The following is a 15,179-nucleotide window of genomic DNA, read 5'->3' as shown; positions in this document are numbered from 1 at the left end:
CGCAGTATATCGGTCTGAATATGGTATCGCTTGGGCCCGTCCCAACCCGTCCATCAGAGAATCCGAATGCGCTTGCCTACAACTGCGCCGGGAACAGCCGGTCAGGAACTGCAGAAGCTTGCCGAAAAAGCTCACGAAGCGAGCAGCCTCCTGAAGGCAATGGCACATCAGACGCGCCTTCTTATTCTCTGCATTCTCGCCGAGCAGGAAAAGACCGTCAGCGAGATCGAGGAACTGCTTGGCGTGCAGCAGGCCATGGTATCGCAGCAGCTGGCGCGGCTGCGCATGGAAGGACTGGTCAATACCCGCCGCGAAGGGCGTCTCGTCTATTACAGCCTCGGCAATGACAGCGTCGCATCCTTCTTGGATTCGCTTTTCGCCATGTTTCCGGCGCCCGCTGCCCGTTGAGGCAGGTCTTGCTAAGCTTATGATGTCCCGCCAAAGATGCCCGGACGCACAGTTCGGCAGGAGGCCGGATGATCGACAAGCTGGAATTCTTCATAGCTCTTGCCAATGAAAAGCATTTCGGCCGCGCCGCCGAAGAATGCGGTGTTTCGCAGCCGACGCTATCAGCCGCGATCCGGCAGCTGGAAGACCAGCTCGGCGTGATGCTGGTGCAGCGCGGCTCGCGTTTTCAGGGGCTGACGCCGGAGGGGCAGCGCGTGCTCGAATGGGCACGCCGCATCGTCGGCGATACGCGCACCATGCGCGAGGAGATGCGCACAGCCCGCAAGGGTCTTTCCGGACACCTGCGGATCGCCTCTATTCCAACGGCTCTGGCGATGCTGCCGCGGATCACCACGCCATTTCAGGAACGCCATCCTGATGTGACTTTCTCGATCGTCTCGCGCAATTCGCTTCAGGTGCTGAGCATGCTCGAAAATCTCGAGATCGATGCCGGTGTCACCTATCTGGAGAACGAACCGCTGGGGCGGGTGACGGCCGTGCCGCTTTATGCCGAGCGCTACAATCTGATCACCGCGGCCGGCAGCCCGCTTTCGGATCGCGAAACTGTGACCTGGCGTGAGGTTGGCAATCTTCGGCTTTGTCTATTGACCGCAGACATGCAGAACCGCCGTATCATCAACCGGCATCTGGCCGAAGCTGGGGCCACAGCGCATCCGACGCTCGAATCAGGATCGATGATCGTGCTGTTTTCCCACGTTCGAACGGGGCGCTGGGCGAGCATCATGCCGCGAAATGTCGCGGAATCATTCGGTTTTCCTGCCGAAATCCGGATGATCCCGATTGTCGAGCCCGAGGCCGATCATCTTGTTGGCCTGGTTGCGACGCATCGCGAGCCGTTCACGCCACTCGTCTCTGCGCTGTTGCATGAAGCAAGGATTCTCGCGGAGAGCGAAGATCTTTGATAGGAAAATCCTATCAACTGACGGAACAGCTTTATTGATCGGTTGCATGTTCCCTGAGACACTTCCTGTCACAATGTCATACCAAGCTGGGGGAGCATGGTGTGACGGCTGATAACGGGAAGCCTCGGGAGGCCTGCCACAATGAATGCTCACGTCGCCAATGGCGATATTGCCGAGCGCACCCGCGCGATCGTCTCGCACCTTCGTTCCCTCGAAGGCCCGCTCCTTCCAATCTTGCATGAAGTCCAGGATGAGTTCGGTTATGTGCCGCAGGAAGCGCTTCCTGTCATTGCGCATGAGCTGAACCTGTCGCGCGCCGAAGTGCATGGCGTGGTGACCTTCTATCACGACTATCGCGACCATCCTGCAGGCCGCCACGTCCTGAAGCTCTGTCGGGCCGAGGCCTGTCAGTCGATGGGCGGCGACGCCGTGGCTGAGCGGGTCAAGAAGCTTCTCGGCATCGATTTTCACCAGACGACGCTCGATGGCAGCGTGACGCTGGAGCCGGTCTACTGTCTCGGGCTTTGCGCCTGCGCCCCGGCGGCAATGCTCGATGGCGAGCTCTATGGCCGCATCGATGACGAGACCATTGCCGAATTCGCAGCGGAGGTGCGGCAATGACCATCAGGATTTTCGTTCCGCGCGATGCGGCTGCACTTTCGCTCGGCGCCGACAAGGTTGCCAAGGCGATCGCTTCGGAAGTCGCAGCACGCGGTCTCGATGTGAAGCTGGTGCGCAACGGCTCGCGCGGCATGCTGTGGCTTGAGCCTCTCGTCGAGGTCGAGATCGATGGCAAGCGTATCGGCTATGGTCCGGTGAAGGCCAGGGACGTGGCTGGGTTGTTCGAAGCTGGACTGATTTCCGGCGGGGATCACGCGCTCTGTCTTGGGGAGGTCGAAAACCTCCCATTCCTCAAGGAACAAACCCGCCTGACTTTCGCCCGCTGCGGCATCACCGATCCGCTGTCGCTCGAAGATTACGAGGCGCATGGCGGTCTTGCCGGGCTGAGGCGCGCTGCCGCCATGGCGCCTGCCGATATCGTCAAGGAAGTCACCGATTCCGGTCTGCGCGGCCGTGGCGGCGCGGGCTTCCCGACCGGCATCAAGTGGAAGACGGTTCTCGACGCCCAGGGTCCGCGCAAATACATCGTCTGCAACGCCGACGAGGGCGATAGCGGCACCTTTGCCGACCGGATGATCATGGAAGGCGATCCCTTCGTGCTGATCGAGGGAATGGCGATTGCGGGTCTGGCGACCGGCGCCACCAAGGGCTTCGTGTATACGCGCTCTGAATATCCGCATGCGATCGCCGCGATGACGGAGGCGGTCGAAATCGCCCGCAAGGCCGGGGTGCTCGGTCCTTCGGTCATGGGCTCGGGCAAGGCCTTTGATATCGAAGTGCGCACGGGCGCCGGCGCCTATGTCTGCGGTGAGGAAACGGCACTGCTGAACAGCTTGGAAGGCAAGCGCGGCATCGTGCGTGCCAAGCCGCCGCTGCCGGCGCACAAGGGCCTGTTCGCGTCGCCGACCGTCATCAACAACGTCATCTCGCTGGCCTCGGTGCCCGTCATCCTCGACAAGGGCGCTGCCTTCTATCGCGATTTCGGCATGGGCCGTTCGCGCGGCACGATCCCGCTGCAGATCGCCGGAAACGTCAAGCATGGCGGTCTCTATGAGACGGCTTTCGGCCTGTCGCTCGGCGATATCGTCGACAAGATCGGCGGCGGAACGGCGACCGGGCGGCCGGTCAAGGCTGTTCAAGTCGGCGGCCCGCTCGGCGCTTATTTCCCACGCGCGCTGTTCGATACGCCGTTCGACTATGAGGCCTTTGCTGCCAAGGACGGCCTGATCGGCCATGCAGGCATCGTCGTCTTCGACGACACGGCCGACATGCTGAAGCAGGCGCGGTTCGCCATGGAATTCTGCGCCGTCGAAAGCTGCGGCAAGTGCACGCCCTGCCGCATCGGCTCGACACGAGGAGTCGAGTCGGCGGACAAGATTGCCCAGGGGATCGAACCCGAGAAGAACCGGGCGCTGCTCACCGATCTCTGCAACACGATGAAATTCGGCTCGCTCTGTGCTTTGGGCGGCTTCACCCCATATCCGGTGATGAGTGCGATGACGCACTTTCCGGACGATTTCGCTCCCACACCCCTTATCGAAGCGGCGGAGTAAAGACCCATGTCTCTCGTTCACGAAATTGACTACGGAACGCCGGCTTCGAAATCCGAAGCCATGGTCACGCTGACCATCGATGGCCGCGAAATCACCGTGCCGGAGGGCACGTCGATCATGCGTGCTTCCATGGAAGCCGGGATACAGGTGCCGAAGCTCTGCGCCACCGATATGGTCGATGCCTTTGGCTCCTGCCGCCTCTGTCTCGTCGAGATCGAAGGCCGCAACGGAACGCCTGCGTCCTGCACCACGCCGGTTGCCGCTGGTCTCGTGGTTCATACGCAAACGGGCCGCCTGAAGGATATCCGCCGCGGTGTGATGGAGCTCTATATCTCCGACCACCCGCTCGACTGTCTGACCTGCGCTGCCAACGGCGATTGCGAATTGCAGGATATGGCGGGCGCGGTTGGCCTGCGTGACGTTCGCTACGGCTATGAGGGCGACAATCACGTCAAGGCGCGCAGCAACGGCGAGATCAATCTGAAATGGATGCCGAAGGACGAGTCGAACCCGTACTTCACCTATGATCCGTCGAAATGCATCGTCTGCTCGCGCTGTGTTCGTGCCTGCGAGGAAGTGCAGGGCACATTCGCGCTGACGATCGAGGGGCGTGGCTTCGGCTCACGTGTTTCGCCCGGCATGCACGAGCATTTCCTCGATTCCGAATGCGTTTCCTGCGGCGCCTGTGTGCAGGCCTGCCCGACGGCGACGCTGACGGAAAAATCCGTCATCGCCATCGGCCAGCCGGAACATTCGGCGGTCACGACCTGCGCCTATTGCGGCGTCGGCTGCTCCTTCAAGGCGGAAATGCGCGGCGAAGAGCTGGTGCGCATGGTGCCCTGGAAGGATGGCCAGGCGAACCGCGGCCACTCCTGCGTCAAGGGCCGCTTCGCTTACGGCTATTCCACGCACAAGGACCGTATCCTCAACCCGATGATCCGCGAGAAGGTCAGCGATCCCTGGCGCGAAGTGACCTGGGACGAGGCCTATGCGCATGTCGCCTCCGAGTTCAAGCGCATCCAGTATCAGTATGGCCGCGAAGCGGTCGGCGGCATTACCTCGTCGCGCTGCACCAACGAGGAGACCTTCCTCGTTCAGAAGCTGATCCGCGCCGGCTTCGGCAATAACAATGTCGATACCTGCGCCCGCGTCTGCCATTCGCCGACCGGCTACGGTCTTGGCCAGGCTTTCGGTACTTCAGCCGGCACGCAGAATTTCGACAGTGTCGAGCATTCCGATGTGGTGGTCGTCATCGGTGCCAATCCGACGGATGGTCATCCGGTCTTCGGTTCGCGTCTGAAGAAGCGGCTGCGTCAGGGCGCCAAGCTGATCGTCATCGACCCGCGCCGCATCGATCTGGTGCGCACGCCGCATGTCGAGGCGGCCTATCACCTGCCGCTGAAGCCCGGCACCAACGTTGCGGTCATGACGGCGCTGGCGCATGTCATCGTCACCGAAGGCCTGTTCAACGAGAAATTCATCCGCGAGCGCTGCGACTGGTCGGAATTCGAGGATTGGGCGGCCTTCGTTTCCGAACCGCAGCATAGCCCCGAGCAGACCGAGAAGTTCACCGGCGTTCCGGCTGCCGATCTGCGCGGTGCGGCACGGCTCTATGCGCTCGGCGGCAATGGCGCGATCTATTACGGCCTCGGCGTCACCGAGCACAGCCAGGGCTCGACGACGGTCATGGCGATCGCCAACCTTGCCATGGTGACCGGCAATATCGGCCGCGAAGGCGTGGGCGTGAATCCGCTGCGTGGCCAGAACAACGTGCAGGGCTCCTGCGATATGGGCTCGTTCCCGCACGAGTTGCCGGGCTACCGCCATATCTCTGATGACGCGACCCGCGATGTCTTCGAGAAGCTCTGGGGCGTGAAGCTCAACAATGAGCCTGGCCTGCGTATTCCGAACATGCTGGACGCGGCTGTCGATGGCACGTTCAAGGGCCTCTATATCCAGGGCGAGGATATTCTGCAGTCCGACCCCGACACCAAGCATGTGGCGGCTGGCCTCGCCGCGATGGAATGCGTCGTCGTTCAGGATCTCTTCCTCAACGAGACCGCCAACTACGCGCATGTCTTCCTGCCCGGTTCGACCTTCCTGGAGAAGGACGGCACCTTCACCAATGCCGAGCGCCGCATCAACCGCGTGCGCAAGGTGATGACGCCGAAGAACGGCTACGCCGACTGGGAAGTGACGCAGAAGCTCGCCCAGGCGATGGGCCTCAACTGGAACTACAAACATCCGTCCGAGATCATGGACGAGATTGCCGCGACAACGCCGAGCTTTGCGTTGGTCTCCTACGACTATCTTGAAAAGATGGGCTCGGTTCAGTGGCCGTGCAACGAGACGCATCCCGAGGGGTCGCCGATCATGCATGTCGACGGTTTCGTTCGCGGCAAGGGCAAGTTCATCCGCACGGAATATGTCGCGACCGACGAACGGACCGGCCCGCGCTTCCCGCTGCTGCTTACCACCGGCCGCATTCTCAGCCAGTACAATGTCGGAGCGCAGACGCGCCGTACCGATAACGTCGCCTGGCATCCGGAAGACCGGCTGGAAATCCATCCGCATGACGCCGAGCAGCGCGGCATTCGCGATGGCGACTGGATCAAGCTGCAGAGCCGCTCCGGCGATACGACGCTGCGGTCGCTGATCACCGAGCGCGTGGCGCCGGGCGTCGTCTACACGACCTTCCACCACCCGACGACACAGGCGAACGTCATCACCACCGACTTCTCCGACTGGGCGACAAACTGCCCGGAATACAAGGTGACGGCGGTGCAGGTTTCGCCTTCCAACGGGCCGACGGAATGGCAGCTCGAATATGACGAGCAGGCCCGCCAGAGCCGCCGTATCTCCGGCAAGATGGAGGCCGCGGAGTAATGTCCGACCGGCACACGCGCATCTCCGTCAGCCGCATCGCCCGCAAGGGCGGTGTGGTCGTGCCGGGTGAGCGGATCGTGCCGGAAGAGGTGCCGATCGCCTTCTCCTATGGCGGCAGCTCGCATGCCGTGATGATGGCGACGCCGGATGATCTCGAGGATTTCGCCGTCGGTTTCAGCCTGACGGAAGGCATCATCAGCTCGATGGAGCAGATCTCCTCGGTCGAGGCCGTCGATAGCGAGATCGGCATCGACGTGCAGATCATGCTTGCCGATGACGTCGAGGACGCCCTGCGCGCCCGGCGCCGCAGCATGGCCGGGCCGGTCGGCTGCGGGCTCTGCGGCATCGAGTCGATCGAGCAGGCGGTACGCAAGGTGCCGGATGTGTCTGCTGCCGGTGTGACGTTGACGCATGCCGATATCGTCCGGGCGGCCTCGCTGCTGAACGAGGCGCAGCCGCTACATCGCGAAACGCGGGCCGTCCATGGCGCAGGATTCTATCTGCCCGGCGAAGGGCTTCTTGCCGTCCGCGAGGATGTCGGCCGTCACAATGCACTCGACAAGCTCTGCGGTGCGGTGATCCGTTCGGGGCGAACCGGCGCCGGTGGTGCCGTCGTCGTTACCAGCCGTATTTCGGTCGAGATGGTGCAGAAGACGGCGATCCTGGGCGCATCGATCCTGATCGCCATCTCGGCGCCGACAGCGCTGGCGATCCGCACGGCCGAAGAAGCCGGAATGACGCTTGTTGCGCTGGTGCGCGGCGAAGACTTCGAGATTTTCACCCATCCAGACCGCATCTCGCCCGAAAGTATCGCCGATGTCGCATGATACCCGTTCCAAGCTGGTCTACATGGCCAATCAGATTGCCACTTTTTTCAAGACCCAGCCGGCCAGCGAGGCGGCTCAGGGAGTTGCCACGCATATCAATAAATTCTGGGAGCCGCGCATGCGGCGCCAATTTTTCGAGATTCTGGAGCAGGAGAATAACGGTTTCGATCCCTTGGTGATCGAGGCGTCTTCCCTGATCCGCAAGCCCGAGCCGGCGGAGCCTATCCGGCAGTAAACATCGTTTCGCGCAAGGGGGGACGCAGGTTGTCATTGCCTGTTCGAGCGCGATTCATGTCAGCAAGGTCAGATCCAGGAGGAACTTATTCATGACCGCAGCGGATACATCAGGAGCAGGGGTAGTAGCGGGCGCTGGCCTGCTTGATCGTGAGCGAATAATTGCGCAACCGGGGTTCAACCGCTGGCTCGTACCGCCGGCCGCACTCGCCATTCATCTGTGCATCGGCATGGCATACGGCTTCAGCGTGTTCTGGCTGCCGCTGTCGAAATCTCTCGGCATCAGCGCTTCGACGGCCTGCCCGGATCTGACACTGGCTTCGGCCCTGTTCACCACCAGCTGCGACTGGCGCGTTGCCGATCTCGGCTGGATCTATACGCTGTTCTTCGTGCTCCTCGGCTGCTCGGCAGCGATCTGGGGCGGCTGGCTTGAGCGGGTCGGTCCGCGCAAGGCCGGTTTCGTTTCCGCCTGCTGCTGGTGCGGTGGCATTCTCGTCGCCGCTGTCGGCGTCATGACCCACCAGCTGTGGCTGATGTGGCTGGGCGCGGGCGTGATCGGCGGTATCGGCCTCGGTCTCGGCTATATCTCGCCGGTCTCGACGCTGATCAAGTGGTTCCCGGACCGCCGCGGCATGGCGACCGGCATGGCGATCATGGGCTTCGGCGGTGGCGCGATGATCGGCGCTCCGCTCGCGAACCTGCTGATGAACTATTTCAAGACCGATACGTCGGTCGGCGTCTGGCAGACTTTCGTGGTCATGGCCGTCATCTACTTCGTCTTCATGATGGGCGGTGCCTTCGGCTACCGCATCCCGCCGGCCGGCTGGCGTCCGGAAGGCTGGACGGCGCCCGCCGCCAAAAGCAGCATGATCACCACCAAGCATGTGCATCTGCGCGATGCGCACAAGACCAAGCAGTTCTGGCTGATCTGGGCGGTGCTCTGCCTCAACGTTTCCGCCGGTATCGGCGTTCTCGGCATGGCATCGCCGATGCTGCAGGAAATCTTCGCCGGTTCGCTGATCGGCCTGCCGGATGTCGGCTTCGCGCAGCTCGATGCAGGGCAGAAGGCATCGATCGCAACGATTGCGGCGGGCTTCGCCGGTCTGTTGTCGCTCTTCAATATCGGCGGGCGCTTCTTCTGGGCGTCGCTCTCCGACAAGATCGGCCGCAAGAACACCTACTTCACGTTCTTCATCCTCGGCATCGTTCTCTATGCGGCGGCACCGACGCTTGCCGACATGGGCAACAAGGCGCTCTTCGTTCTCGCCTTCGGCATCATCCTGTCGATGTATGGCGGTGGCTTTGCAACGATCCCGGCCTATCTCGCCGATATCTTCGGCACGCAGTTCGTTGGCGCCATCCATGGCCGTCTGCTGACGGCATGGGCGACCGCCGGTATCGTCGGCCCCGTCGTCGTCAACTATATCCGCGAGGCGCAGATCTCGGCCGGAGTCGCACCCGGACCGGCGCTCTATACCGGCACGATGTATATCCTCGCCGGCATGCTGGCGCTTGGATTGATCGCCAACCTCTTCGTGCGGCCGCTTGCCGACAAGTGGTTCATGTCGGACGCAGAAGTGGCATCGCTGCAGGCGAAATCGGCGGCCGCAAGCGCCGGGCCGAGCGGCTCGTTCGGCATCGGCCGCGGTGGCTTCGACGCCAAGGCGGCTCTTGCCTGGGCCGTCGTCGGCATTCCGTTGCTGTGGGGTGTCTGGGTGACGCTGAAGGCGACGCTTGCGCTGTTCGGCTGATCGGAACTTATGATTTGAGAGAAGGGCATGCGCTTTGCGCGTGCCCTTTTTCGCATAAAAAAAGCGCCTCCGGGGCGAGGCGCGAAAATTCTGGAGTTGAGATGTTGTCCAGGAATACCCGGCGCCGAGGCGCCGGGTACTGCCGGGGGAGGCGGTCACCGCATTGCGATGACCATGCGGCAGAGCTTGACGAGGCTCGCCTCGTAGCCGCCGGAGCCGAGGATGTCGCGGCAGCGCAGCTTGACCTTGGCCTTTTCTGCAGCCGACATGTCATTATAGGAGTAGGTCGGGCCGTTGGGGCCGCGCGGACCATTCGGACCATCAGGACCGCCGGGGCCATCCGGATCGTTCGGGTCGATGCCCGGCAGGCCGAGAGCGATATCGACGAGCGTGTTGCCGCCGAGACCAGCCTTGGCCTTGGCGCTGACGAGGCCCGGACCGCCGACAGTGGCGTTCACATCCGCATTGAGCCCCTTCGTGCCGCCGACGCTGGCCGTGGTGCCGACGCCGAGGCCCTTGGTTGCGCCGCCGAGCGTCGTCTTGCTGTTGATGCCGTTGGTGCCGCCGACCGATGCGTTGACGCCGAGGCCGCCCTTGGAGGTGCCGCCGACGCTGGCGTTGATGCCGCTGGAGCCGCCGATCGAGGCGCTTAGCCCACGGCCGCCATTGTTGCCGACGCTGACGCCGTTGCTGCCGCCAATGCTGAGGCCGCCACCGCTCTTGCTGCCGCCGCTGCTGCTGCTGCTCTTGGAGCCGCCGCCAAGGGCGCTCCCCAGGCCGCCGAGCAGGCCTTCAGCAGAAGCCTGTGCCGGAATGATGAGCGATGCACAGCTGATTGCGACTATGGCGATCGCCGATTTATGATACTGCATTTCCAACCTCCAAAACGATTCTGCCAGGACCCCATGCCCAGGCTTGGAAATCAAAGTTGGAAGCGCGCGCTTTCCGTCTCGGGATGTCAGCAACCAAGAGTGGCTGTCTGGTCTCCCGTTGATACAATATAAGAATATACGTAAGTTCTAATGTTGTGTAGCTGTTTCGCGCTAAAGTTGGTTTTGCTTATTTGTACAGCTAAAGAGATCTAAACGAAAAAGATCGCAGTCTGTATAGATCATTTTCCATTGCGCAATAATTGGAAAGCTCTGGAATTTATAACGATTGTTTTTATTGGGATTTCCGGAAATTAGCTGCGGGCAAGCATTGTTGGCATTGTCGTATTGCAAAATCGCGCTTGTGCCGTTCCTAATTGGATTGGGTCAATCGTAATATTCTAATTCAATCAAGGATTACGCATCTGATGACTGTTGATCAGCACGTTTTGCTTGCAATGAGGGACTGAAAAAGGCCCCGCAGAGCGGGGCCGGAGTAACAGTCGTGCTTGCCTGGAGCTTAGAATTCTTCCCAGCTATCGGCCGCCGGAGCGGCTGCGCCATGCGCCTTGGCAACGCGGGCGACCAGATGCAGGGCCGGGGAATTGTGCATCTGCCGTGCGGTGGTGCGCTGTTGCATTTCATTGCCGAGACGGAACTGGCTGAGAAGCGATCTCAGGATCTCGGCTTCGGCCGCAAGCTTATGGCTTGCCGCCGTGCTCTCCTCTACCATGGCGGCGTTCTGCTGCGTCGCCTGGTCCATGGTGTTGATGGCTTGGTTGATTTCCTTCAGACCCGTTGCCTGTTCGCGTGAGCCTTCGACGATCGCCGAGACGTTGGTATTGATCGCGGCGACCTGCCCGAGAATTTCCTCGAGCGCCTCGCCGGTGCGGCCGACGAGGCTGACGCCGTTCTTCACCAGCTCGCTCGACTGGTTGATCAGCGCCTTGATCTCCTTTGCAGCACTCGCGGAGCGCTGCGCCAGTTCGCGGACTTCCTGTGCGACGACCGCGAACCCCTTGCCGGCCTCGCCGGCGCGGGCGGCTTCGACGCCGGCATTCAGCGCCAGAAGATTGGTCTGGAAGGCGATGTCGTCGATAACGCCGATGATGTTGGTGATCTCGCGCGAGGATTGCTCGATCTGGCCCATGGCGGCGACCGCGTTGCGCACGACGACGCCGGACTGTTCGGCGCCCTGCTTGGTCTTGGCGACGAGCGAACCGGCCTCGGCGGCGCGGTGGCTGGAGTCGTTGACGGTCGTGGTGATCTCTTCCAGGGCCGCTGCCGTTTGTTCGACCGAGGCGGCCTGCTGCTCGGTGCGCTTGGAGAAGGAGTCCGCTGCGCCGCCGATCTCCTGCGAGCCTGCCGCGATCGCCACGGTATTCTCGCCGATCGTCGTCAAGGTATCGCGCAGCTTTTCGATTGCGGCGTTGAAATCATGGCGCAATTGCTCCATCGACGGCACGAAGGCGGTATCGACGGTTTGTGTGAGATCGCCCTCCGAGAGCAGCTTCAGCGCGGCGCCGAGGCGGCTGATGGCGCTCATGCGTTCGGTGACATCGGTGGCGAATTTCACCACCTTATAGACGCGGCCATCGGCATCGATGATCGGGTTATAGGCGGCCTGGATCCAGATCTCCTTGCCGCCCTTGCCGTAGCGGACGAATTCATTGGCGATGAACTCACCGCCCGCGAGGCGGCGCCAGAAGTTGGCGTATTCCTCGGTGCGCGCATAGGCCGGGTCGCAGAACATGCTGTGATGCTTGCCGGTGATTTCGGAGAGGCTGTAGCCGAGGCCTTTGCAGAAATTCTCGTTGGCCGTCAGGATCTCACCGTTGGGCTTGAACTCGATAACGGCCTGCGAACGCGAGATGGCGTTCAGCTTGCCGGCGTCGTCGATCGACTGGCGCTTGGTCTCGGTGATGTCGGAGGCGAACTTGACGACCTTGTAGGGCTTGCCGTTCTTGAAGACGGGATTGTAGGTCGCCTGGATCCAGATTTCGCGCCCGCCCTTTGCGAGGCGCTTGTAGGCGCCGCTGTCATACTCGCCGCGGCCGAGCCGCGCCCAGAATTCGCGATACTCGGCGGTTGCCGCGTAGGCGGGGTCGCAGAACATGCTGTGGTGCTTGCCGGTGATCTCATCCAGACCGTAGCCAATGGCCCGGCAGAAGTTGTCGTTGGCCTTGAGGACATTGCCCTTCAGGTCGAATTCGATGACGGCCTGCGATTTCGAAATGGCATCAAGAATGTATTTTGCATCGGAAGATAAACCAAGCATCCCCGTTCCCCATTTGTGGCCGGCGCGCCCTGCGCCACGGCAGAAAATGCCCAAATGCAATCTATGGATTTTGACGGAGGCTATTCTCGCTAAACGGGATAACTTCAACTATCGGAAAACATAGGCTGCTTTTGTCACAACCAATGATGCTAACGGGAAGGTTAATTTAGCGTATAAAAGATATTGCTAATAAGATTTGTTTTGGCCACAAGTTTTCATCGGTGATTTCTGCTGGGCATGAAATTTTACCGGGCACGAAAAAGGCCGCCTCAGAGGGCGGCCTTTTTATTTGAGCTTCGTTGTGGCGCGCAGTGATCAGGCGGCCAGCTCTTCGGCTTCGTTTTCCTTGAACATCTTGGCGAGGTTCAGGAAGCAGATCATGCCGTTTTCCGAAGCGATAATGCCTTCGCAATAAGCGCGGTCGAAGGAGGCGGTCACTTCCGGCACCGGCTGAACCTGGCCGGAAGAGATCGTCAGGATGTCGGAGACGCGGTCGACCAGCATGCCGATGACCATGCTGTGAACTTCAGCGACGACGATGGCGCTGCGTTCGTTGGCGACGGTGCTCTTCATGCCGAGCTTGTAGGCGAGGTCGATGATCGGGATGACCGAGCCGCGCAGGTTCATGACGCCGATGACATCGGTCGGAGCATGCGGGATCGGCGTCGAAGGGGCCCAGCCACGGATTTCGCGGATGGTCGTCGTCTTCACGCAGAATTCCTGATCGTGCAGCCGGAAGGCAATGATCTCGAGCGTGTCGCCACTGAAACTATTGGAATTAATGGTGCTCATTAGAAATCTTCCCAGTTCTCGTAAGCCAGAGCGGCTGCGCCGCCATTGGCGCGGACAGTACTTACCCGTTGACCACGCGGCGTTCCGTAGGCGGCTGGCGCGTTTGTGGCTTTGTTGTTGAGCTTAGCCAAAGAGTGTTGCGCAAATCTAAACTGTGACAGCAGAACTCTGAGGTTTTCGGCCTCTTTGGAGAGCTTGCCGCTCGCCGCAGTGGTCTCCTCGACCATCGAGGCATTGTCCTGTGTCACCTGATCCATGGCGTTGACCGCCTTGTTGATCTCGTTCAGCCCGGTCGACTGTTCGCGGGCGGCGGTAACGATGGCGACGACGTTGCTGTCGATCTCGGTCACCTGCGAGACGATCTCTTCCAGCGCATTGCCGGTTTCGCCGACCAGGGTGACGCCGCTCTTCACATGCTCGGTCGATGCGGTAATCAGCGTCTTGATTTCCTTGGCCGCGTTGGCGGAGCGCTGGGCGAGTTCGCGGACTTCCTGGGCAACGACGGCGAAGCCCTTGCCGGCCTCTCCGGCGCGGGCAGCCTCGACACCGGCGTTGAGAGCCAGAAGATTGGTCTGGAAGGCGATCTCGTCGATGACGCTGATGATGTTGCTGATCTCGCGCGACGAGTTGGCGATCTGATCCATGGCGCCGATAGCCTTGCGGACGATGCTGCCGGAGTGCCCAGCGCCTAGCTTGGTCTTGGCCACCAGTTCGCCAGCCTCGCCGGCGCGCTTGGCGCTGTCGGCGACCGTCTGGGTGATCTCCTCGAGAGCAGCCGCAGTCTCCTCGACGGTCGCGGCCTGGCGCTCGGTGCGGCGGGAGAGCTCATCGGCTGCGATGCTCATCTCGCGGGAGCCGTGGGCGATCGCGTCGGTATTTTCGGCAACGGTGCGCATGGCATCGCCCAGCCGCTCGACGGCGCTGTTGAAGTCGAGGCGGACCTTGTCGAGGGCGGGGAGGAAGGGCGTGTCGATCAAGCCGGTAAGATCGCCGGCGGCGAGTTTCGTCAGGCCCTGGCCGAGCTCGTCGACGGCGTGGACACGGCTGGTGATGTCGGTCGCGAACTTGACGACCTTGAAGACGCGGCCGTTCATGTCGAAGATCGGGTTGTAGGATGCCTGGATCCAGACGACCTTGCCGCCCTTGCCGATGCGCTTGAACTCTTCGGCGACGAACTGGCCGGACGCGAGCTTGGCCCAGAATTCGCGGTAGGCGGGCGAGCCGGTATAGGCCGGTTCGCAGAACATGCTGTGGTGCTTGCCGCGGATCTCGTCGAGCCTGTAGCCCACGACGTCAAGGAAGTTGCCGTTGGCGGTGAGAATCTCGCCGGCCGGGGTGAATTCGATCACGGCCTGGGCGCGGGAGATCGCTTCGATCTTGCCGATGGCATTCGCCGACTCGAGCTTGGTCGCAGTGACATCGGTCGCAAACTTGACGACCTTGTAGGGCTTGCCGTTGGACAGAAGCGGGTTGTAGGTCGCCTGGATCCAGACTTCGCGGCCGCCCTTGCCGATGCGACGGTATTCGCCAGCGTCGAACTCGCCGCGGCCGAGCTTTGCCCAGAAATCCTTATAGGCCTGCGAGGCGACGTATTCCGGCTCGCAGAAGATGCGGTGGTGCTTGCCGACAATTTCGGAAAGCTCGTAGCCGACCGTGCGGCAGAAGTTTTCGTTGGCGGTGAGGATATTGCCCTGCAGGTCGAATTCAATGACGGCCTGCGATCTGTTGAGCGCCGAGAACATCGCCTTGGCGTCGGTTCCTGAAACTATTGAAAATAACGGCATCGTCGTCCCTTATGGAGACTGCGCCTCAGGCGATACGGGGGCGGCTCTCTTGCCGGAACAGGGCAACAGGTGTCCGCACCTGCATCGCATCCGGTGCGGCAGGTCTGAGCTCAAATAAATCCTGAAAACCCGGCTCCTGCCCCCGCAAATACGCCCTGGTGTTTCTACTAAAGTAATATAATTATTTAGATTAAGAATGAGTAACTGCGGCATT

Annotated in this window: 12 protein-coding genes; 8 read left to right on the top strand and 4 right to left on the bottom strand. The window is 61.4% G+C overall.

Annotated features, from left to right (window positions below; genetic code table 11):
- Positions 1-66: 66 nt before the first annotated feature.
- The 8 genes from ACEN84_RS07345 to ACEN84_RS07310 all read left to right on the top strand — a co-directional run bounded on the left by ACEN84_RS07345 (position 67) and on the right by ACEN84_RS07310 (position 9,242).
- Complete coding sequence (locus tag ACEN84_RS07345; RefSeq protein WP_112720148.1) at positions 67-408, top strand: ArsR/SmtB family transcription factor; 342 nt, start codon at positions 67-69, stop codon at positions 406-408.
- A gap of 68 nt (positions 409-476) precedes the next feature.
- Positions 477-1,370, top strand: a complete 894-nt coding sequence (locus tag ACEN84_RS07340) for a LysR family transcriptional regulator (protein WP_130284330.1) — start codon at positions 477-479, stop codon at positions 1,368-1,370.
- A gap of 141 nt (positions 1,371-1,511) precedes the next feature.
- Positions 1,512-1,991: a formate dehydrogenase subunit gamma gene (locus ACEN84_RS07335; RefSeq protein ID WP_413710432.1), complete on the top strand. Its 480-nt coding sequence runs from the start codon at positions 1,512-1,514 to the stop codon at positions 1,989-1,991.
- Positions 1,988-3,544, top strand: a complete 1,557-nt coding sequence (locus ACEN84_RS07330; RefSeq protein ID WP_413710431.1) for a formate dehydrogenase beta subunit — start codon at positions 1,988-1,990, stop codon at positions 3,542-3,544. The genes ACEN84_RS07335 and ACEN84_RS07330 overlap by 4 nt, the downstream gene beginning before the upstream one ends.
- A gap of 6 nt (positions 3,545-3,550) precedes the next feature.
- Complete coding sequence (fdhF, locus tag ACEN84_RS07325) at positions 3,551-6,430, top strand: formate dehydrogenase subunit alpha (RefSeq protein ID WP_413710430.1); 2,880 nt, start codon at positions 3,551-3,553, stop codon at positions 6,428-6,430.
- Positions 6,430-7,257 (top strand): formate dehydrogenase accessory sulfurtransferase FdhD, encoded by an 828-nt coding sequence (gene fdhD / locus ACEN84_RS07320; protein ID WP_413710429.1) that lies wholly within the window; start codon positions 6,430-6,432, stop codon positions 7,255-7,257. The genes fdhF and fdhD overlap by 1 nt, the downstream gene beginning before the upstream one ends.
- Complete coding sequence (locus tag ACEN84_RS07315; protein ID WP_413710428.1) at positions 7,247-7,492, top strand: formate dehydrogenase subunit delta; 246 nt, start codon at positions 7,247-7,249, stop codon at positions 7,490-7,492. Before fdhD ends, ACEN84_RS07315 begins: the two co-directional genes overlap by 11 nt.
- 91 nt (positions 7,493-7,583) lie before the next feature.
- On the top strand, positions 7,584-9,242 hold the full coding sequence (locus ACEN84_RS07310; protein WP_413710427.1) for an OFA family MFS transporter: 1,659 nt from the start codon (positions 7,584-7,586) through the stop codon (positions 9,240-9,242).
- 155 nt (positions 9,243-9,397) lie between these two features.
- Here ACEN84_RS07310 and ACEN84_RS07305 read toward each other — a convergent pair whose 3' ends face one another.
- The 4 genes from ACEN84_RS07305 to ACEN84_RS07290 all read right to left on the bottom strand — a co-directional run bounded on the left by ACEN84_RS07305 (position 9,398) and on the right by ACEN84_RS07290 (position 14,965).
- Complete coding sequence (locus tag ACEN84_RS07305; RefSeq protein ID WP_413710426.1) at positions 9,398-10,114, bottom strand: hypothetical protein; 717 nt, start codon at positions 10,112-10,114, stop codon at positions 9,398-9,400.
- A gap of 517 nt (positions 10,115-10,631) precedes the next feature.
- Positions 10,632-12,389 carry a methyl-accepting chemotaxis protein gene (locus tag ACEN84_RS07300; protein ID WP_413710425.1) on the bottom strand — a complete coding sequence of 586 codons (1,758 nt, stop codon included), beginning with the start codon at positions 12,387-12,389 and terminating at the stop codon, positions 10,632-10,634.
- Between the two features lie 315 nt (positions 12,390-12,704).
- Positions 12,705-13,181 (bottom strand): chemotaxis protein CheW, encoded by a 477-nt coding sequence (locus ACEN84_RS07295; protein WP_413710424.1) that lies wholly within the window; start codon positions 13,179-13,181, stop codon positions 12,705-12,707.
- Entirely contained in the window at positions 13,181-14,965 is a 1,785-nt protein-coding gene (locus ACEN84_RS07290; RefSeq protein WP_199627846.1) for a PAS domain-containing methyl-accepting chemotaxis protein, read from the bottom strand. Before ACEN84_RS07290 ends, ACEN84_RS07295 begins: the two co-directional genes overlap by 1 nt.
- Positions 14,966-15,179: the final 214 nt, after the last annotated feature.

Source organism: Rhizobium sp. Rhizsp82, assembly GCF_047325115.1.
Taxonomy (GTDB): domain Bacteria; phylum Pseudomonadota; class Alphaproteobacteria; order Rhizobiales; family Rhizobiaceae; genus Rhizobium.
The sequence above is the reverse complement of the archived record's forward strand: the minus strand, read 5'-3'. Positions and strand labels throughout refer to the sequence as shown.

Excerpts from the sequence above, each read along its gene's own strand:
- ACEN84_RS07345 (WP_112720148.1), top strand. The coding sequence starts at position 67 with ATGCGCTTGCCTACAACTGCGCCGGGAACAGCCGGTCAGGAACTGCAG.
- ACEN84_RS07340 (WP_130284330.1), top strand. The coding sequence starts at position 477 with ATGATCGACAAGCTGGAATTCTTCATAGCTCTTGCCAATGAAAAGCAT.
- ACEN84_RS07335 (WP_413710432.1), top strand. The coding sequence starts at position 1,512 with ATGAATGCTCACGTCGCCAATGGCGATATTGCCGAGCGCACCCGCGCG.
- ACEN84_RS07330 (WP_413710431.1), top strand. The coding sequence starts at position 1,988 with ATGACCATCAGGATTTTCGTTCCGCGCGATGCGGCTGCACTTTCGCTC.
- fdhF (WP_413710430.1), top strand. The coding sequence starts at position 3,551 with ATGTCTCTCGTTCACGAAATTGACTACGGAACGCCGGCTTCGAAATCC.
- fdhD (WP_413710429.1), top strand. The coding sequence starts at position 6,430 with ATGTCCGACCGGCACACGCGCATCTCCGTCAGCCGCATCGCCCGCAAG.
- ACEN84_RS07315 (WP_413710428.1), top strand. The coding sequence starts at position 7,247 with ATGTCGCATGATACCCGTTCCAAGCTGGTCTACATGGCCAATCAGATT.
- ACEN84_RS07310 (WP_413710427.1), top strand. The coding sequence starts at position 7,584 with ATGACCGCAGCGGATACATCAGGAGCAGGGGTAGTAGCGGGCGCTGGC.
- ACEN84_RS07305 (WP_413710426.1), bottom strand. The coding sequence starts at position 10,114 with ATGCAGTATCATAAATCGGCGATCGCCATAGTCGCAATCAGCTGTGCA.
- ACEN84_RS07300 (WP_413710425.1), bottom strand. The coding sequence starts at position 12,389 with ATGCTTGGTTTATCTTCCGATGCAAAATACATTCTTGATGCCATTTCG.
- ACEN84_RS07295 (WP_413710424.1), bottom strand. The coding sequence starts at position 13,181 with ATGAGCACCATTAATTCCAATAGTTTCAGTGGCGACACGCTCGAGATC.
- ACEN84_RS07290 (WP_199627846.1), bottom strand. The coding sequence starts at position 14,965 with ATGCCGTTATTTTCAATAGTTTCAGGAACCGACGCCAAGGCGATGTTC.